General features: G+C 72.0%; 14 protein-coding genes. 3 read left to right on the top strand and 11 right to left on the bottom strand.

All coding sequences use genetic code 11. The annotated features are described in order from the left end of the window. Window positions 1-14 precede the first annotated feature (14 nt). A complete protein-coding gene (locus tag AB0B02_RS11820) occupies window positions 15-293 on the top strand; it encodes a hypothetical protein (protein ID WP_357299577.1) in 279 nt (92 codons plus the stop codon). Then, the gene (locus tag AB0B02_RS11815) at window positions 290-1,633 is read left to right on the top strand and encodes an NAD(P)/FAD-dependent oxidoreductase (protein ID WP_357299574.1); all 1,344 of its coding nucleotides are present in this window, start codon (window positions 290-292) and stop codon (window positions 1,631-1,633) included. The genes AB0B02_RS11820 and AB0B02_RS11815 overlap by 4 nt, the downstream gene beginning before the upstream one ends. Window positions 1,634-1,700: 67 nt before the next feature. Here the strand turns inward: AB0B02_RS11815 and AB0B02_RS11810 are convergent, their stop codons facing one another. From AB0B02_RS11810 to AB0B02_RS11765, 10 genes are all read right to left on the bottom strand, one after another. Next, entirely contained in the window at window positions 1,701-6,848 is a 5,148-nt protein-coding gene (locus AB0B02_RS11810) for a type I polyketide synthase (RefSeq protein WP_357299571.1), read from the bottom strand. A gap of 10 nt (window positions 6,849-6,858) precedes the next feature. Continuing rightward, the gene (locus tag AB0B02_RS11805; protein WP_357299568.1) at window positions 6,859-7,908 is read right to left on the bottom strand and encodes a ketoacyl-ACP synthase III family protein; all 1,050 of its coding nucleotides are present in this window, start codon (window positions 7,906-7,908) and stop codon (window positions 6,859-6,861) included. A 33-nt stretch (window positions 7,909-7,941) separates the two neighbouring features. Continuing rightward, on the bottom strand, window positions 7,942-12,372 hold the full coding sequence (locus tag AB0B02_RS11800) for an amino acid adenylation domain-containing protein (RefSeq protein WP_357299566.1): 4,431 nt from the start codon (window positions 12,370-12,372) through the stop codon (window positions 7,942-7,944). After that, window positions 12,365-12,880, bottom strand: a complete 516-nt coding sequence (locus AB0B02_RS11795) for a flavin reductase family protein (protein WP_281939270.1) — start codon at window positions 12,878-12,880, stop codon at window positions 12,365-12,367. The genes AB0B02_RS11800 and AB0B02_RS11795 overlap by 8 nt, the downstream gene beginning before the upstream one ends. Window positions 12,881-12,893: 13 nt before the next feature. Continuing rightward, window positions 12,894-13,835, bottom strand: a complete 942-nt coding sequence (locus tag AB0B02_RS11790; protein ID WP_281939271.1) for a TauD/TfdA family dioxygenase — start codon at window positions 13,833-13,835, stop codon at window positions 12,894-12,896. 72 nt (window positions 13,836-13,907) lie between these two features. Beyond that, a complete protein-coding gene (locus AB0B02_RS11785) occupies window positions 13,908-14,597 on the bottom strand; it encodes an AfsR/SARP family transcriptional regulator (protein WP_281939272.1) in 690 nt (229 codons plus the stop codon). Window positions 14,598-15,452: 855 nt separating this feature from the next. Then, entirely contained in the window at window positions 15,453-15,770 is a 318-nt protein-coding gene (locus tag AB0B02_RS11780; RefSeq protein ID WP_357299562.1) for a hypothetical protein, read from the bottom strand. Next, window positions 15,710-15,943: a CDP-alcohol phosphatidyltransferase family protein gene (locus AB0B02_RS11775; RefSeq protein ID WP_357299615.1), complete on the bottom strand. Its 234-nt coding sequence runs from the start codon at window positions 15,941-15,943 to the stop codon at window positions 15,710-15,712. Before AB0B02_RS11775 ends, AB0B02_RS11780 begins: the two co-directional genes overlap by 61 nt. A gap of 131 nt (window positions 15,944-16,074) precedes the next feature. Beyond that, window positions 16,075-16,617: a CDP-alcohol phosphatidyltransferase family protein gene (locus AB0B02_RS11770; protein WP_281939343.1), complete on the bottom strand. Its 543-nt coding sequence runs from the start codon at window positions 16,615-16,617 to the stop codon at window positions 16,075-16,077. Window positions 16,618-16,824: 207 nt separating this feature from the next. Then, the gene (locus tag AB0B02_RS11765) at window positions 16,825-17,337 is read right to left on the bottom strand and encodes a hypothetical protein (RefSeq protein WP_281939275.1); all 513 of its coding nucleotides are present in this window, start codon (window positions 17,335-17,337) and stop codon (window positions 16,825-16,827) included. 345 nt (window positions 17,338-17,682) lie between these two features. Between AB0B02_RS11765 and AB0B02_RS11760 the strand changes: the two genes are divergently transcribed. Then, a complete protein-coding gene (locus AB0B02_RS11760) occupies window positions 17,683-18,045 on the top strand; it encodes a hypothetical protein (protein WP_281939277.1) in 363 nt (120 codons plus the stop codon). Between the two features lie 239 nt (window positions 18,046-18,284). Here the strand turns inward: AB0B02_RS11760 and AB0B02_RS11755 are convergent, their stop codons facing one another. Beyond that, on the bottom strand, window positions 18,285-18,761 hold the full coding sequence (locus AB0B02_RS11755) for a DUF6326 family protein (protein ID WP_357299559.1): 477 nt from the start codon (window positions 18,759-18,761) through the stop codon (window positions 18,285-18,287). Between the last annotated feature and the right edge of the window lie 16 nt (window positions 18,762-18,777).

Genomic DNA, 18,777 nt, shown 5'->3' with positions numbered 1-18,777 from the left:
AAGAAAGGCTTCTGATGTCCGAGAACACCTATCAGCCGGCGATCCTCGCGTTCCTGCGGGAGCAGTTCCCCGACGCCGTGGACGACGGCCCGATCACCGAGACCACTCCGCTGATGACGTCCGGGGTGCTCGACTCGCTGCGGATCGCGATCCTCATGACCTTCATCCGGGACCGTCTCGGCCTGCTCGTGCCGCTCGAGAAGATCGACGCCGCGAACTTCGCGGACGTACGCTCGATCGCCGCTCTGCTCGACGAGGCCGACCCGGTTCCGGCGACGGGAGGCCGGCGGTGACCGCCGACTACGACGTCGTGGTCGTCGGCGGCGGGCCCGCGGGCTCCACGATGGCCTCCTACCTGGCTCAGGCCGGCATCTCGGTCGCCGTCATCGAGGGCGCCGTCTTCCCGCGCGAGCACGTCGGTGAGTCGCTCGTCCCCGCCACCACGCCGGTGCTCGTCGAGATCGGCGCGATCGGCCGGATCGACGAGGCGGACTTCCCGAAGAAGTACGGCGCCTCGTGGACGTCGGGGCTCTCGGGATACATCCCGTTGCTCGGACACGACGGGCTCAGCCACGGCTGGACCGCCGACGTCCAGTTCGTCGAGCGCAACCAGCCGGGCGTGGACCGCGACTACACGTTCCACGTCGACCGGGGGCGGTTCGACGCCATTCTGCTCAAGCACGCGCAGGAGAGCGGCGCGACCGTCTTCAACGGCATGCGGGTACACCGGGTGAACTTCGACGACCCGGAGCTGGTCTCGGTCGAGTGCGGCGCCGGCCCGCGCCGGTTGACGTACACCGCCCGGATGGTGGTCGACGCGTCGGGCCGGCAGACGATGCTCGGCCGGCAGCTGCGCACGAAGGTCGCGGATCCGGTCTTCGACCAGTACGCCGTGCACAGCTGGTTCGAAGGGCTGGACCGCCGGGCCCTCGCGCCCACCGAGGCGCAGGCGGACCACATCTTCGTGCACTTCCTGCAGGTCAAGGACAGCTGGGTCTGGCAGATCCCGATCACCGACAAGGTCACCAGCGTCGGCGTGGTCAGCCAGAAGAGTCGCTTCCGCGAGTTCGGCGGCGACCAGGACGGCTTCTTCTGGGACATGGTGGCCAGCCGGCCTGACCTGCACGACGCGCTGAAGAACGCGCAGCAGGTCCGGCCGTTCAAGACCGAGGGCGACTACAGCTACTCCATGAAGCAGATCTGCGGTGACCGTTACGTGCTGGTCGGCGACGCGGCCCGGTTCGTCGATCCGATCTTCTCCAGCGGCGTCAGCGTGGCGCTGAACAGCGCCCGCATCGCGGCGCAGGACATCATCGCCGCGCACAAGGCGGGTGACTTCGGCAAGGAGCGTTTCGCCACGTACGAGAACAAGCTGCGCCGCGCCGTGAAGTACTGGTACGAGTTCATCTCCATCTACTACCGGCTGAACGTGCTCTTCACCGCGTTCGTCCAGGACCCGCGCTACCGCCTCGACGTGCTGAAGATGCTGCAGGGCGATGTCTACGACGGGGAGGAGCCCAAGGCGCTGGCCGCCATGCGCGAGGTGCTGACCACGGTGGAGGGCAACCCCGACCACCTGTGGCACAAGTACCTCGGCACGCTGAAGGCGCCGACCGCGGCGCCGAGCTTCTGACCCACGGAAAGGGCCGGGCCGGGATTCGTTCCCGGCCCGGCCCTTTCCGGTGCGTACGCCGCGCGGATCAGGCGGCGAGCCGCGTCGCCAGGTGATCGGCGATCCCCGAGATGCTCGGCTTCTGCCAGAGCAGGGCGGTCGGCAGCGGCTGACCGAACCGCTTCTCCAGGCGCCGCCGGATGACGATGGTCATCACCGAGTCGAGGCCCTGTTCCACGAGTGAGCGCCGGGGGTCGAGCGAATCCACAGGCATCCGCATCTCGGCGGCGATGTCGCTGCTCACCTCGCCCAGGAGACGCTCGCGCAGCTCGCCGGCGTCGAGACCGGCGAGACCGAGGTCCTCCTCCGCGGCCGGACCGGCCGCCTCGGCGACGGCCACCTCGCTCAGCAGCGCGATCGGCTCGGTCACCTCCACGCCCGACAGCATCCGCAGGACCGGGTAGTGGCCCGGGCCGCGCTGCTGCGCGTAGTCCCACGCGGCGAACGCCTCGGCGGGGGAGACGGGCGTGGTGCCGCGGGACCGCAACTCCTGGTCGACGGTCTCGTTGACGGCCATGCCCTGGCCACGCCACGACGTCCAGCCGAAGCTGATCACGTCGCCGCGGTGGGTGGCGAGCGCGTCCAGGAACGCGTTGGCGGCGCCGTACGACGCCTGGCCCGGCAGGCCGAGCAGCTGGCCGCACGACGAGAACAGCACGAAGAAATCGAGGCTGCCCGGCGGGAACGTCCGGTGCAGCGCCCAGGCGCCGTCCACCTTGGGGCGCAGCACGGTGCGCAGCGACGGCTCGTCGACCGCGTGCGCCATCCGGTTGTCGAGGACGCCCGCGGCGTGGACGACGCCGCGGATCGGAGGCATGCCGAGCGCGTCAGGGGAGAGGGCCCGCGCCACCGCAGCGGCGTCGGCGACGTCCAGGCCGATCACCTTGACGGTGACCCCCGACCCTTCCAGTTCGCGTACGCCGCGAATCCGCCGCGCCGTCTCCGTGTCCTGCGTCGTGTCCCAGTCGGCCCGGGCGGGCAGCCCGGTCCGTCCCGCCAGCACGATGCGCCGTGCGCCCCGCTCGGCCAGCCACCGGGCGACGTCCAGGCCGAGCACACCGAGGCCGCCGGTGACCAGATAGGTGCCGTCGGCACGGCAGGCGAGCGGCCCGCCCGCCGGCTCGCGGTCCGTGCGCACCAGGCGGGCGGCCCGCGCGACGCCGTCGCGTACGGTCACGACGTCCTCACGCCGCCTTCCGCGCAGCACGGCGAGCAGCGTGGTGATCTCCGCGGCGGGGTCGTCGGCGGGCAGGTCGACGATGCCGGCCCACTGCTCCCCGTACTCGCCGGCGAGCACCCGGCCGAGCCCCCACGCCGGCGACTGGGCCAGCGCGGCCGGCGACTCGCTCTCCAGCACCCCGGTGGTGACGCACCGGACGCGCCGGTCCCGCGCCAGCAGCCGCTGTGCGGTGCCGAGCAGGTCCCACGTGGCGCGGGCCGCCTCGTCCGGCAGATCGGCGCCGGCGCCCGGGGCGGGACCGGCCACCAGGACCACGTCCGCCGACTCGCCGCCCGGCAGCACGGCGTCCTCCGGTGCCGTGTCGGCGACGTCGACCGGGACGCCTTCCGCGCGCAGCGCGCCGGCCAGTGCGCCGGTGCGATCCGGGTCGCCGACCAGCACCAGGGCGGGCACCGGACCGGCGTCCTCGTCCGCCGTGAGCTCGCGCCAGCGCAGCTCGTGGACCAGCTCCCCGGGCGCGGCGGCGGCCAGCGTGTCGTCGTCGACGGCGGCGTAGGCGAGCCCGGTGATCTCGGCGCGACCCTCCGTGCCCGCGCCCTTGACGCGCACGTCGAGGCGGTTCGGCGCGGACGGATCGCGCACCACGTGGATGTCGGCGACGGCCGGCGGCGAGCCCGTCACCCGGACCCGGTCGACGCCGGCCACCATGCGCAGCACAGGCTCGCCGGGCAGTGCGGTCGGCGCGACGGAGAACGCCGCGTCGAGCACCCCGGCCCACGAACTCGTGTCGTCCACGGTGACCCGGGCCCGCAGCGCGTCATCGCCGCGTAGCAGCTCCTCGACATCCCAGTCGAAGGCCATCGTCGGCACGCCGACCCCGGTCAGGTACTCCCGCACGCCGCCCGGCTCTGCCGCCCGCCAGCGCGTCCGGGGCAGCGCCGCGGCCGCGGCCCCGTCGTCGAGACCGGCGGTCGCCGTCGCGTGCACGAGCCAGACGCCGTCCTCGCCCGGCGACCGGGACACCAGCCGCAGGCCGGATCCGTCCCGGACCACCTGGACCTCGCGGCGTTCCTGAGCCACCAGCGGCAGCCGCAGGGACACCTCGGTCAGCACGGTGCGGTCCGCGCCGCCCGCGCCGAGGAACGTGGTCAGGTAGACGGCGGCCGGCGCGATCTCGACACCGCCGATGGTGTGGCTGCCGGGATAGGGCCGGCTCTCCCGATCGAGGTCGGTACGCCAGACCTCGATCTCGGACGGACCAGCCACCGTGGACGCGGCGCCCAGCAGCGTGTGCGACGCCGGGTCGTGCGGGCGCCGGCCGCCCGGGCCGGAGACGGCGGTGTCGTGCCAGTGGGACCGGTGCTGCCACGGAATGCCGGGTAGGTCGACGTGGCCGCCTGTCGGTTGCCGGCGATCCCAGTCGAGCGCGATGCCGTGGCAGTGCGCCAGGCCGGCCGCGGCCAGCAGGGTGGCCTGCTCGGGCTGGTCGCGCCGCAGGGTGGTGCCCACGAACGCGTCCGGGGCGTCGGTCTCGCCGAGCGTCTCGCGGATCGAGTGGGCGACCACCGGGTGCGCCGAGACCTCCAGGAAGGCCCGGTAGCCGTCCTCGACGGCGGCCCGGACCGCGTCGGTCAGGCGTACGGGCTGACGCAGGTTGGTGGCCCAGTACGCGCCGTCCAGCGTCCCGGCGCCGCGGCTGTCGGCCAGCGCCGTGCTGTACATGGGCAGCCGGGGCTTGCCGGTGTCCAGGTCGTCCGCGGCGGCGGCGAGATCGGCGAGCAACGGATCGGTCTGCGGGCTGTGGAACGCGACGTCCGAGGCGACCCGCCGGACGGTGACGTCCTCGGCGCCCCACCGCTCGATCAGCTCCTCGACGGCTTCCGGCGCACCGGACACGACAGTGGAGAACGGTGACGCCGCGATGCCGGCGGCCACGTCGTCGCGTCCGCGCAGGCGTTCCTCGACATCGGCGAACGGCAGGGCGACCATGGCCATCGCGCCCTGACCGGCGATGCGGCGCAGCAGCTTGGAGCGCCGGCAGCTGAGCCGCGCGCCGTCGTCGAGGCTGAGCGCGCCGCTGGTGACGGCGGCCGCCAGCTCACCGACCGAGTGGCCGATGACGGCGTCCGGGCGTACCCCGTAGGAACGCCAGACCGCCGCCAGGCCGACCTGGACCGCGAAGATCATCGTCTGGATCCTGTCCACGCTCTCCAGGTCGCCGTCGACCAGGACCTGCCGCGGCGAGAAGCCGATCTCCGCCTGGAAGATCGGCTCCAGCCGGTCGATGACCTCGGCGAAGGCGGTCTCACCGACCAGCAGATCGCGGCCCATCCCGGCCCACTGCGCGCCGTGGCCCGAGAAGACCATGACCAGGCCGCGTCCCGAATCGTCGCCGGGTGAGCCGAGGACGGCATTCCGGTCCTGCTGACCCTCGGCGATCAGCCGCAGCCGTTCGACGAGCTCGTCACGGCCGGTGGCGACGATCGCCGCCCGGTGTCCCAGGTGCGAGCGGCGTACGGCAAGGGTTCGGCCGACCGCGTCGAGCGGGAGCGTCCCGTCCTGGGTGAGCTGGTCGGCGAGCGCCTTCGCGCGCTGCGCCAGCGCCTGTGGTGAACCGGCCGACAGCGGATACAGCCGCGGCTCGGTCGCGTCCGGGGCACTCGGGCCCGAGGCGTCCGTCTGCGCCGCGGCGTCGGCCGGCGCCTGCTCCAGCACGACGTGCCCGATCGTGCCCCCGTATCCGAAGCCGGAGACGCCGCACCTGCGCGGCCCGTCATGGTTCGGCCACGGCGTGGGCTCGGTGACCACGCGCAGCCCGGAGACGCTCCAGTCGATCAGGGGATTGGGCTCGTGGAAGTTGAGGCTCGGTGGCAGCGTCCCGTGGTGCAGCGCCAGCGTGGCCTTGATCAGGCTGGCGATGCCCGCGCCGGCCTCCAGGTGGCCGATGTTGGGTTTGACCGAGCCGATCAGGCAGGGCTGCCCGGCCGGACGGCCGCTGCCGTAGACGGCGCTCATCGCGCCCGCCTCCAGCGGGTCGCCCAGCCGGGTGCCGGTGCCGTGGGCCTCGACGTAGTCGACCGACGCGGGGTCCACTCCGGCGCGGCGGCACGCCTCGGCCAGCAGCCTGCGCTGGGCGTCGCCGTTGGGCGCCATGATTCCGCCGGTGCGGCCGTCCTGGTGGACCGCGCTGCCCCGGATCACCGCGAGGATCCGGTCGCCGTCGCGTTCCGCGTCGTCGAGCCGCTTGAGGACCAGGACGCCCCCGCCCTCACCCCGTCCGTACCCGTTGGCCTCGGCGTCGAACGGCTTGCAACGCCCGTCCGGCGCGGTCGCACCGGCGGCCTGCAAGGTGAGCGTCAGGCCGGGGGAGACGATCAGGTTGACGCCGCCGACGAGAGCGATCCGGCACTCGTCGTCGCGCAGCGCCTGGGTGGCCAGGTGGGTGGCGACCAGCGAGGCCGAGCACGCGGTGTCCACGGCGACGCTGGGCCCGTGCAGGTCGAGCGCGTACGAGATGCGGTTCGCCGCCGCGCACATGGCGCTGCCGATGCCCGTCCACGCCTCGATGGACGGCAGGTCCTCCAGCATCCGGCGGCCGTAGTCGTCGGAGCCCACGCCGACGAAGACGCCGGTGTCTCCGCCGGCCAGGTCGTGCGGCGGGATGCCGGCGTGTTCCAGCGCCTCCCAGGTCACCTCCAGCAGAAGCCGCTGCTGCGGGTCCATGAGCTCGGCCTCGCGCGGCGACAGCCCGAAGAACGCCGCGTCGAAGACGTCGATGTCACGCAGAAAGCCGCCCGGAACGGCGGCTTGGCGGGCGGCGGTGGCATGGTCCGGGCCGACGTCCTGATACGCCGCCCAGCGTTCGGTGGGCGGGTCGCCGATGCCGTCCCGGCCGTCGACCAGCAGCCGCCAGAAGTCGTCGGCGCTGTGGACGTCGCCAGCGAACCGGCAGCCGGCGCCGATGACGGCGATCGGCGCGATGTCGGATGTCCCCATCAGTGTCTCCTCACTGTTCGAACCAGGGAGCAGGATGTTCGATCCGCACCACGGCGCTGGACACCGTCACGCCCGGCCCGACGCCGAGCATGAGCAGGTGATCCCCGGGCTCGAGGGCGCCGGTGGCGAGGAGGTGGTCCAGGGCCACGATCTGGTCGCTGGCGCCCAGGTGGCCGAGGGTGCGGCCGTGGTCCCAGGTGGAGCGGGACATCGCCAGGCCGAGCACGGCCATGCAGCGCTGTTCGACGATCTCCCGGGAGTAGTTCATGTACGCCACCCGCGTCACGTCGCCGATGTCGATGCCCGCCTCGTCGAGCGTCCGGTCGACCACGGCGAGCGTCTGGCGGTGGATGCCGACCAGGGCCGCGGTGCCGGTGCCGTCGGCCAGCACCTCCCGCTTGAAGTCGGCGTTGCGGGCGGCGAAGTCGAGGGACCGCCCGACGGTCGGGCCCGGCGGGAAGAGCGGCTCGTTGCCGCGGTGCATCTTCTCGGCCCCGGGCACGGCGGCGCAGCAGACCGAGAGCAGCCGGGCGAACGAGGGCTCGGTGCTGAGCAGAACCGCGCTCGCCGCGTCACCCGCGACGTAGCCGGGCCCCATCCGCCACCTGTCGATCAGCGGGGTGCCGAAGTTGTCCGCCGCCACGAGCAGCGCCGCCCGGGCCCGGGCGGCGCCGTCGCCGAGGAATCCGGCGCCGAGTTGCAGGGCGCCGAACATGCCGTTGCAGCCCTGCCGTACCTCCATCGCGAGCAGGTCGCCGCCGAGCAGGTGCCGCTGCAGGTGGTACTGCGGCTGCCAGCCGTCCGGCCCCTGGTACCAGGAGTCGGCGTAGAGCAGAAGGCTGACGTCGGTGGGGGAGTGCCCGCCGCGCCCGAGTGCCTCGCGGGCGGCGTGCAGCGCCATCTCGGGCGCGGGCACGTCCCCGGCCACGGCGGCGCCGGCGAGCTGGTGCAGGCCGACCTCCTCGGCCGGGTACCGCCCGTCGGCGACCGCCTGCTCGATGGGCACGGTCGGGGGTACGTAGGTCCCGAGCCCCTTGATGAAGATGTCCGGCGTTCGCACGACCGCCGCGCTCCTTTCCGTTGTCCGCGGTGCTCAGGCCGCGTCGCGCAGCGCGCGCACCAGGCGGTCCAGCAGCTGCTCGGCCGTGCGCGGACGGAACAGTCCGGGCCGGTGGCCGAGCCGCAGGTGGATCCGCTCGCCCGGCACGACGACGAGCCGTACCGGGTAGTGGGTGTCGTCCACCACCTCGACGCCCGTCAGCCGCGGCTCGTCGAGCGCGGCGTCCCACACGGCGGGGTCGAACGAGTAGTTGACAAAGGTGATCGCGGTGTCGAACAGCTCGCCGCTGAGCGGGCTCTGCCGCTGGATCTCGCCCAGCCCCAGGTGGTGGTGGGCGATCAGGTCGGCCTGCTCGTTCTGGACGCGTCGGAGCAGGGCGCCGGCCGGCTCGCCGGCGCGCAGGCGCACGCGTACCGGCACGGTGTTGGTGAGCAGCCCGACGATGTTCTCGACGCCCGGCAGCCGCGGCGGCCGGCCCGAGACGGAGGCGCCGAACACCACGTCGTCGCGCCCGGTGAGCTGGGACAGTACGGTCGCCCAGGCGGCCTCGACGATGGTGTTCAGCGTGACGCCCAGGCCCTGGGCGCGGTCGGTGAGCGTGGCGCTCAGCGACTCGTCCAGGTCCCGGCGCAGCTGGGTCTGCGGGCCGGCGGCCGGCTGCGCACCCGGCGCGATGAGGGTCGCCGCGGTCAGGCCGTCCAGCGCCGCGCGCCACGCCCGGCGCGAGGCCTCCCCGTCGGTGCCCGCGAGGTGGCGCAGATAGTCCCGGTACGGCGTGACCGGGCCGAGCGTTCCCCCGGCGTACGCGGTGAACAGCTCCCGCACCAGGATCGCGGTCGACCAGCCGTCCCACAGCACGTGGTGGGCGGTGAGCGTGAGCAGGTGCCGGTCGCCGAGCCGGATCAGGTGCAGCCGCAGCAGCGGCGGGCGGGTCAGGTCGAAGCCGCGTTCCCGGTCCGCCGCGGCCAGCCGGTCCGCCTCGGCCTCCGGGTCGGCTGCCTCGGACAGGTCGGTGTGGGCCCAGCCCGCCTCGCGTACGCCGGTGATGACCTGGACCGGCCCGGCGAAGCCGTCGTCGTAACGGAACACCGCCCGCAGGTTCTCGTGGCGTTCCAGCAGCGCGTCCGCGGCCGATCGCAGCCGGTCGGGGTCGACCCGCCCGGTCAGGTGGAAGCGGACCTGGGAGGTGTAGGCGTCCCGGCCGCCCCGGGCCACCAGATGCTGGAAGAGCAGGCCCTCCTGTAGTGGCGAGACCGGCAGGACCGCCGTCATCCCCGGATACTCCTCGGCCAGCGTCGCCCGCCGGGTGGCGTCCAGCCAGGGCAGGTCAGGCTCCGCCTGGCCGGCCGGAGCCTCAGGTTCCGGGGCGATCCGCCGCACGGCCTGGGCGAGGCGTGCCACGGTGGCGTGCTGGAAGACGTCGCGGGCGCTGAACTCCAGGCCGCGTTCCGCCGCGTTGGCCACCAGCGGGAAGACGCGGATGCTGTCGCCGCCGAGCTCGAAGAAGGAGTCGTCGACGCCGACCTCGCGCTGCCCGAGCGCCTCGGCGAACAGTTCGCACAGCACACCCTCGACGGATGTGGGGTCCGGCCGGTCGCCGCCGCCGGCCCGGAACACCGGTGCCGCGAGCGCCTTGCGGTCCACCTTGCCGTGGGGAGTCACCGGCAGCTCGTCCAACAGGACCACCGCGGCCGGGACCATGTGCTCCGGCAGCCGGTCACCGGCGAAGCGGCGCAGCTGCGCGCCGGTCACCTGCGCGCCGTCGGCCGGCCGGGCGTAGCCGACAAGCATCCGGTGCCCCGGCTGGTCCTCGCGGAGCACGACCACCGCCGCGGCCACGGCGGGATGAGCCGCCAGCGCCGCCTCGACCTCGCCCAGCTCCACGCGGAAACCGCGAATCTTCACCTGGTCGTCGGTACGCCCGGAGAACTCCAGCATGTCGTCGGCGCGCCGGCGCACCACGTCCCCGGTGCGGTACAGCCGCGATCCCGCCGGCCCGTACGGGTTGGGCACGAAGCGTTCGGCGGTCAGCATCGGCCGGCCGAGGTAGCCGCGAGCCAGCCCGGCCCCGCCCAGGAAGAGCTCGCCCGCGACGCCCGGCGCGGTGAGGGTGAGCTGCGAGTCGAGGACCAGTGCCTGGGTGCCCCGAATCGGGTGACCGATCGGCGCGGGCGTCTCCACCGTGTCGAGCGGCGGGCTGACGGTGCTGGCCACGGCGGCCTCGGTCACGCCGTACACGTTGGCCATGCGGCGGCCGGCGGCCCAGCGGCGTACCAGATCGTCACCCGGTGTCTCTCCACCGGTGATCAGTGAGATGAGTTCGGGCAGGTCGTCACCGCGTAGCTGGGCCAGCATCACCGGCGGGATCGCGGCATGGGTGATCCGCTGTCGCCGCAGCAGCCCGACGAGCGACTCGGCGCCGGCGGCCTCGTCGGGCTGCGGCAGCACCAGCCGTCCGCCGCGCACGAGCACCGGCCAGATGTCCCCGGTGGCGACGTCGAAGCTGGGCGACGCGAACTGCAACGAGCGGCTGCCGGCGTCGAAGCCGAACCGGTCGGCGTGGTCGAGGACGAAGTTCAGCATGGCCCGACGCGACACGACCACCCCCTTGGGCGTGCCCGTCGATCCTGAGGTGTAGATGACGTACGCCGGATGGTCGGCCGCCGCGCCCGCCGGCGCGGCGTCTCCGGCGAACGCCTCGGCCTCGCTGAGCAGGATCGGCTCCGCGCCGTCCGGCACCGAGCCGGCCGTCTCCTCGGTGACCAGCACATACCGCGGACGAAGGTCCTCGAGCATGAACCGGATCCGGCCCTCCGGATAGGCGACGTCGATCGGGGCGTAGGCCGCGCCGCTCCGCAGCACGCCCAGCATGGCGACGATCAGCCCGGGGGAGCGGGGAATCGCCAGCGCGACGAAGTCCTCCGGTCCGACCGCCCGGGCCGCGAGGCAGCGGGCCACGGCCGCGGCTCGCGCCGCCAGGTCGGAATAGGTCACCTCTTCGTCGCCGTGCACCAACGCGACCGCGTCGGGCGTGGCGGACGCCTGCCGCTGCACCAGCTTCTCGACGGTGACCCGGCCGCTCGGGTCGGAGCGTTCCGGCGCCTGGGAGGCGGCCAGCACGGCCGCGCGCTCGTCCGGCGTCAGCACCTCGAGCCGGCCGACCGCCGTGTCCGGAGTGGTCAGGACGGTCCGGATGAAGGCGAGCGCCCGGTCCTTGTGCGCGAGCAGCCCCTGCTCGTCGTGGTGCTCGGGGTTCGCCTCGAACATCAGCGGCATCGGGCCGCCGGGCGTACCGGAGATGGAGATCGAATAGTCGACGATCGGGCCCGACGCCAGATTGTGGAACGTCGCGGACGCCGCGCCGAAGCGGAGCTCCTGCTCGTAGGGCATGAAGTTGACCATCGGACCGAGGAAGGGGTTGGCGCTGCCGGTGAGACCCAGCGCCCGGCGGAGATCCTCGGCGCGGTAGCGCTCGTGTCGGAGCGCGCCGCCGACCTCGGCCGCCATCGCCGGGATCAGCTCGGTCAGGCTCTTCGCGGGGTCGACGTCGATGCGCAGCGCCACGGAGTTGGTGGCCATCCCCGGAACCAGGCGCGCCGCCGCGGTTCGCCGCCCGGCCACCGGCAGGCCCAGAATCACGTCCCGGCGGTCGGTGACGCGGTGCACGTACCCGGCGATCGCGGTCAGCAGGACCACCTGCCAGGTCGTGCCGTTGCGGCGGGCCACCTCGGAGAGCGCCGCGACGTCCCCGTCGCCCAGCCGGTCCGGGCTGCTCAGCCGCAGCGGCCGATCGGGAGCGGCCGGTCGCCCGGGCATCCGCATCACCTCGGGCTGATCACCGAGGCGGCCCGCCCAGTAGTCGCGGTCGCGGGCGAACGCCGCCGAGTCGCGGTACGCGCGGTCCTGCCCGACCAGCAGCTCGATCGACCCCAGCGGCGGGCCGGACGCCTCGGCCTGCCGCTCGGGACCCGCGGCGAGGGCGGTGTACACCTCGGCCAGCCGCCGCCCGAGCAGGAGCACGCCGTAGCCGTCGATGACGGCGTGATGCAGGCGGTAGTAGAACCAGTGACGGTCGTCGGCGAGCGTGAGCAGCGCGGCCGAGACGAGCCCGCCCGCCGCCGGCTGGACCGCCCGGGTGAGGTCGGCGGTAGCCCAGCGACGCGCCTCGGCGGCCGGGTCCGCGGCCCCGCTCAGGTCGTGGCATTCCAGTTCGGACAGCGGCTCGCTCGCGATGACCTGCAGCAGGTCGCCCTCGTCCTCGACGATCGCGGCCGTACGCACCGCGTCGGCCTCGCCGGCAACCTGCCGCCAGGCGTGACGCATCAGCCCGGCGTCGACAGGCCCGACGATGTCCAGGTATTCGGCACAGTTCATCTGCTGGCCCGTCGGGTCCAGCCGGTGGGCGAACCAGACGCCCTGCTGCGCCGCGGAGAGCGGGATCCGGTGGGACACCTGGTCAGTCATGGCGCACCTCGGTTCCGGCCGTCCGGTACCCGCCGTCCAGGAAGATCAGGGGCGGGTCGTCACGGTTGGCGACGTCGCACTCGAGCACATCGGCGACGAGCAGGTCGTGGTCGCCGACCGGGTGGATCTGAGCGATCCGGCACTGGAACCAGGCCACGCAGCCGGGCACCAGCGGGGCCGGCTCGGCCGTCGTCAACGGCGGCAGGTGCGACGGAAGGACGCCCCGCTCACGGGCCGCGAAGTGCTGTGCGTACTCGTGCTGGCTCTCGCGAAGGACGCTGATCCCGAGCAGGTCACCGGGCTCGATCAGGGCCCGCATCCGGCCGTACGCGGTTACCGAGAGGCCGACCAGCGGCGGTTCGAGCGACAGGGTCAGGAAGGAGTTGGCGGTCAGGGCATGCGAGTCCGCGCCGTGGCGGACGGCGGCGACCGTGACGCCGGTCGCGAACCGCCTGGCGCTACGCCGCAGGGACGATCCGATGCGTTGGTCGTGCAGGTTCGCGGTCATGACGACCCCCAGCTCAGCTGGACATCGCGACGAGGACCCGCCGCTTGCCGGTGAACGGGCGGCGACCGTGCCCGACCAGCACGTTGTCGATGAGCAGGACGTCGCCGGCGTGCCAGTCGACGTCGACGGCCAGCGCCAGGCCACGGTCGCGGATCTGCTCGACGTACGTGTCCGGGATCGGCGAACCGTCGGCGAAGGTGACCGACTGCGGCAGCTCGTCGGCCGGGATGACCCTCGCCAGCGCCGCGGCGGTCTCCGAGCCGAGGCCGGCCGCGTGCCACTGGTCGGCCTGGTTGAACCAGACGCGCGTGCCCGTGATCGGGTGCTCCGTGGTGGCCGGCCGGCGCTGGATCACCCGCAGGGAGCCGTCCTTGCGCCACTCCCACTCCGCCTCGGAGTCGCCGAGGAAGCCCTCGATGGCGTCGCGGTCGTCGGTCTCGAAGGTCTCCTGCCAGCTCTTGCCGAGACCGCGGCCGTTGTGCAGGTTCTGCGTGTACCGGACCCCGCCGGCGAAGGCGTCGCGTACGTCGTCGTCGAGCGACTCGAGCCAGCGCTCGCCGTCGACCACCGGGGTGGCGCCGCCGGTCTCGGGAGCCGTCTCGCAGAAGAAGAGGAGCCGGGAGGGCCAGGCGTGCCCGTACGACAGCTCGTTGTGCATCGAGATGGTGAATTCCGGCGGGTACTCGGTCGAGGTGTAGACGTTCTGGCCCACCTTCGTGCGCGGCGAGTTGCCGTGGACGTAGGCGAGCCGGTCCGGCAGCAGCTCGTCGATCACGCCGGGCAGCTCGTCCGGCGTGGCCTGGAAACCGCGGAACACCACGGCCTTCTCGCGAGCCAGCAGACCGGTGAGATCGGGTTCTCCCCGCACGTAGTCGATCAGGGCGCGGGGCGCGGCCTCGCAGCCGACGTCGTGCGGGGAGATCTCCAACGGAGTCCAGGTGCTGTCGACGGCCATCTGCGGGTCCTTCCAGGCGAGTCGGTCAATGCCGACCCTCTGCCGCAGGCCTATATTTCGTCGGTATCCGGCCTATCGGTCCGCCGGGCTGTCCGCGCTCCGCTTGCCGGTCAGGATCGCCTGGTACGTGTACTGCATGGCCGCTCCCGGCTGGACACCCAGTTCGTCGTCGAGGCACTGGCGCCCCTCGTGGAACACGGCGAACGCGTCGGCCCGCCGGTCGGACTGGTAGTGCGCCAGCATCAACTGGGCCCTCAGTCGTTCCCGCAGCGGATACTGCCGCACCAGGCCGAGCAGTTCGGCGGTGACCTCTTCGTGGCGATGGTTGGCCAGGTCGGCGTCGATCCGGTTCTCCAGGACGGTGAGCCGGGCCTCCTCCATGGCCGGGCGCTCCCGGTCGGAGAGCTGCTCCGTGACGTCGGTCATCGCCGGCCCGCGCCACAGGTCCAGCGCCTGGCGCAGCATCTCGCCGGCCTCCTGTGGCCGGTCCTCCCGCAGCGCGGCGGTTCCCTTGGCCGACAGGTCGGTGAACTCCTCGTAGTCGAAGCGCGTGCCCGGCATGTGCAGCGTGTAGCTGGCCCCCCGCCGCACGATCTGGATGGAGTCGCGCAGCAGGCGTCGCAGCCGGGACGCGTAGGTGTAGATCTGGGCCTGGAACGTCTCGGGCGGGTCTGCGCCCCACAGCAGCTCGCCGATCTGGTGGTCGGAAAGTGCCCGGCCGCGGGACAGCATGAGCGCGGCCATCAGGGTGCGCTGCTTCATGCCATGGAGCGGTACCTCGTCCTCGTCGGTCCAGAGGCCGACCGGTCCTAGGATGCGGAACTGCATCGTCTGCCTTTCGTTCGACCCCGCGACGCGGGCGCTTGGTGGGAGGCAGTTCCTGAGCGGACGGCGCTCGTCGCCGCCGGCGAACCGGCGAGGGCGGCGCGACCGTCCGGCGCGCTCCGCCCCGGCCTGGACCGGGACGGCGGCGCGGCTATCGCGCGAGGAGAGGGGCCGGACGAGGTGCGCCCGCGGGGAGTTCCCAACGTGGGCGTGAGGAGCCGACTGTCCGGACGAGAATACAAATGCACGACGTCCCCCGTTGACTGCCGTGGTAGGTCACGAGCCGGACGGACAGGGCATCTCCGGAGCAGATCTTTAAGGCGCTCCGCAGAACGATCCGCCGTCGACCGCAACCACAAACAGGTGTCTTGTCTGCCTGCGATCTACCAGTCAATCACCGCTTACACGGAAGGTACACATCGCCGCGCCGGAGAGGCAATCCGAGCGGAGGATTGCGTCCGGCGCCGATCGCGTGCACTTGGCAGGCTCCCGCGATCTGTGTTAGTTGGCCGGGGCCGCACCCGCCGCTGATCAACGGGCTATTGGTGGCCCCGATACAAAGACCGCGACCTGCTGGCCGAACGGTTCCGGCGCAGGTCACGGTCATCCGATCAGCACCGGCCCCAGGGGTGGGCCGAGCCGGGCGGATTCCGGCGGCGATGCGGCTCGATCGTTCCGGGACGCTCCGTCATCGCAGGGTTACGACAGCGTTTCCGGAGGCGGGTTATGTCGCATTTGTGGTGACCGTTGCCCCCGCTGCGTAGTCGTCAATCAGCAGACGTCGAAATTTACTTATCCGTCACGACGGATAATTCGGACAGATTGTCGAGCCGCCACGCCCACCTCGGAAGACGTGGCGGCAAGGCGGTGGAGCGTACGCAATGATCTGACTTTCACCATGATCACGGCGATGGCGAAAACGATGGCGTAGGCCGGCGACGGCACGAAGGCGACGAGCAGAACCGGGCCCGCGGTATTGACGGCCGTGGCCATCGGCGACCAGTTCCACCGGTAGCCGCCGCGATGGACGAGGTAAAAGTAGTTGATACTCAGGATCGGCCAGTGCAAGAATCGGAGACCGAGGACGCAGTCCAGCACGTCGAACTGCACGAGGAATAGCAGGAGGGGGCTGCCGTTGATGGCCGCACCTCTGCCGGCGCGAGTATGACAGCGACACTCGACACTCGATCGGCGACGATGTCGAAGACGGCGCCGCGCCGGGTCTCCTGGCGCAGCCGGCGGGCGGTGTGGCCGTCGGCGCCGGCCCCGACCCGGTAGGCGATGATCGCGACCGGCGTGAGCGGGGAGGGATGCCGTCTCCAGCCTGGTCATTCGATCACCTCTGCTCCTGTCGCTCCGCCCCCGCCTCCGTCCAGGCGCTCCTCGTCCGGGCGGTGGGCTCTGACCGGGGCGTCTAGGGGTGCGGCAGCCGTCGGACGACCACGAGCGAAGTCGCCTTCACCAGGACGACAGCGACGGCGAGAAGCGCCGGCCAGACCGGCGACGGCGCGACCACGGCAAGCACCACCAGGCCACCGGTGTTCGCCGCCTTGGCCACCGGCGACCAGTTCCACCGGTAGACCCCGGGGTGCACCAGGTGGAAGTAGTTGGGGCTCAGCACCGGCCACCGGAGGAACGACAGGCTGAGAACGAGATCGAGGACGAGGAACTGCGCGGCGAAGAGCGCGAGGGGCGCGGTCATCTCCGGAAAGCGGAGCACCAGGCCCGCGAGGCAGAGCGCGCAGCACAACCGGTCGCAGGCGATGTCGAGAACGGCGCCGAACCGTGTCTCCTGTCCCAGCGTCCTGGCCGCCCAACCGTCCAGGATGTCGCCGAACCAATAGGTGCCGACGGCCCAGGCGAGCAGTGGCCCACTCCCGGAAGAGATCGCGGTGACGGCCAGGAGGACGGAAACCACGGTTCGGACAACGGTGATCGCGTTGGGGACATTGATGATCGAGGTCGGGACGTCGCGAGCCCATCCGTGGCGGGCATCGAGCGCCACCGGCGACCGGGTCGGCTGTCCGTCCGTGGTGATCATAAAGATCTCCTCTCGGGTCATCGAGCATATCGGCCAACGCCTAAGTCGACGGGACACGTGCAAGCTTTTCTTGGCGGATTGCCGGGGCGGCGTCGGTCCGATCAGCGGACGGATGTCGAACTGTCAGAGATGGAGCGACAGGCCGGCGAGAGCGGGGAGCAGTGCCACGACCATCATGCGGGCCGTGCGGCCGAGGAGGCATGCGGACGCGAAGACCGCCGTGCGCATCTTGCCGGCGGCGGCGGTGAAGGTCATCACGATGAGCGGTGGTGCGCCGGTGAAGGCGCTCACGAACAGCAGCAGCGGGCCGGTGATCCGGTGGCGATCAGCCGAAACCACCGTGACCAGCCTGGTCGCCATGCGGCGCAACCGACCGGGGTGCTGGCTCGCGGAGTCGCCGCGCCGGGCCACGAGGGCCCGCTTCCTGGCGAGCCAGTGACGCAGCATCGGTGACCGCAGTGTCCCGCGCGCGGTCAGGAAGATCGTCAGCTTGCCCACGCTCTGACCAAGGGCTGCCGCGGCGGCCAGCAGTGCGGGGTTGGTCGTCGTCGTGGCGACCAGCCCGACGAGGTACGGCTCCGCGGGCACGACGGGAAGAAAGGCCGAGATGAAGCCGACTCCCACGGTGCCCAGCACTTCGGGTATCACGCTGACTCAGGGATGTCGCGGCGTAGCGATCGGGACTCCATGGAGGTCGGCACCACCCTGGCTGCAGTGACGGACCGGCGCCGCCACGAATGGACTCCCGGAGAGCAGATCGCGCACGGAGCGTCGCGAGCACTGGGACGGTCGTGAGGACCATTGTCCTGCACGGGCGCGTGACGCGCGGGGAGCTGACGTGGTCAGTCGGGTCATCGAGCGGGTCGGGTCCGTCGACATAGGCCGCCTATAGATGTCGCCCATACCCTTCTCTCGCGCGAACGACTGTGTGTCGAGAGAGAGAAAATGATGAACGCATTGAGGACGCGGGTAGGACGTGCCGTGACTGCGCTGGCCGGGGCGGCCCTCCTGGCGATTGCGCCCGGAACGGTCGCAGTGGCGGCTGCGGCGCCTGTCGCGGTGGCGGGGGGAGGTTGTAACGACCTTGAGATCTGGGGATACGGGGACGGGTACGGTTTGACGCCCGGGACGACGGTGACCATCACGGTCGAGGTCTGGCAGATGTCCGACCTGGAGTCCGAGAGTCGTACCCAGACCGTGGCCTCCGACGGCACCATCGCCGGGCACTCGTTCTGGACCGAGGACATCATCGCCTTCGCCACCGCCAGGGCGACCATTCGAAACGGTGCCGGATCGGTGCTCGCGGTGAGCCCAGAGGTGTCTATCGGCTGTCCCCCCTGGTAACACCTCGACTGTCGGATCAGGACACCAACCGAACCCCGAACGGTGCGCGGCAAGGTCGACACTTGCCCCGCACCGTAGGTGTTTCCGGGTCGTACGACGCGTGCGTCCTCAGACTGCGGCGGACCCCCGGCTCGTGTCCCGGGTCGCCGTTGCGCCGGGCGGCCACGAGTTCTCCGAGTTCCTCGACGACGGCCATGAACCGCTGTCGCCGACCCCGGGCACCGGGCCCGCCTCCACCGTCACAGCCGGGCCTCGGCGAGGTCGCGGCCGGCGGCGACCCGAGTTCCCCGCGGCCAGGTCCACGCGGCGCGCAGGATGAAGGCCAGGAGCAGCAGCTCGAGCCCGATGGAGAGGCCGTAGAAGGAGAGGTACGTCCAGGACTCGCCGTCCGCGTTGTACACCGAGACGGGGACGTAGAGCGTCGCCACGACGAGGTTGGCGGCGCGGTTGACCCGGGCGGGGAGTGTCGTGGAGAGCAGGATCATGAGGATCGGGGCGGCCATGAGCGTGAGCGCGAGGGTGACGAAGGTGGGGCCGGTGTCGAACTCGTGAACGACGCCGGCCCGGATCTCGTCGATGAAGCCGGGCTTGTACAGGGCGAGGTAGTCGACGTAGATGTAGAGGAACATGAAGCTGGTCCAGGCCGCGGCGAGCTTCGCCTGGACCGGGAGGTGCGGCTCCTGGAGCGCACCGGCTGGTCTGTCGGTTCTGATCATCGGTTCTCCTGGGTGC

The sequence above is a fragment of the Micromonospora sp. NPDC049240 genome (assembly GCF_040647835.1).
GTDB lineage: Bacteria > Actinomycetota > Actinomycetes > Mycobacteriales > Micromonosporaceae > Micromonospora.
Note: the sequence above shows the minus strand (reverse complement) of the source record. Positions and strands in the feature narration are given on the sequence as shown.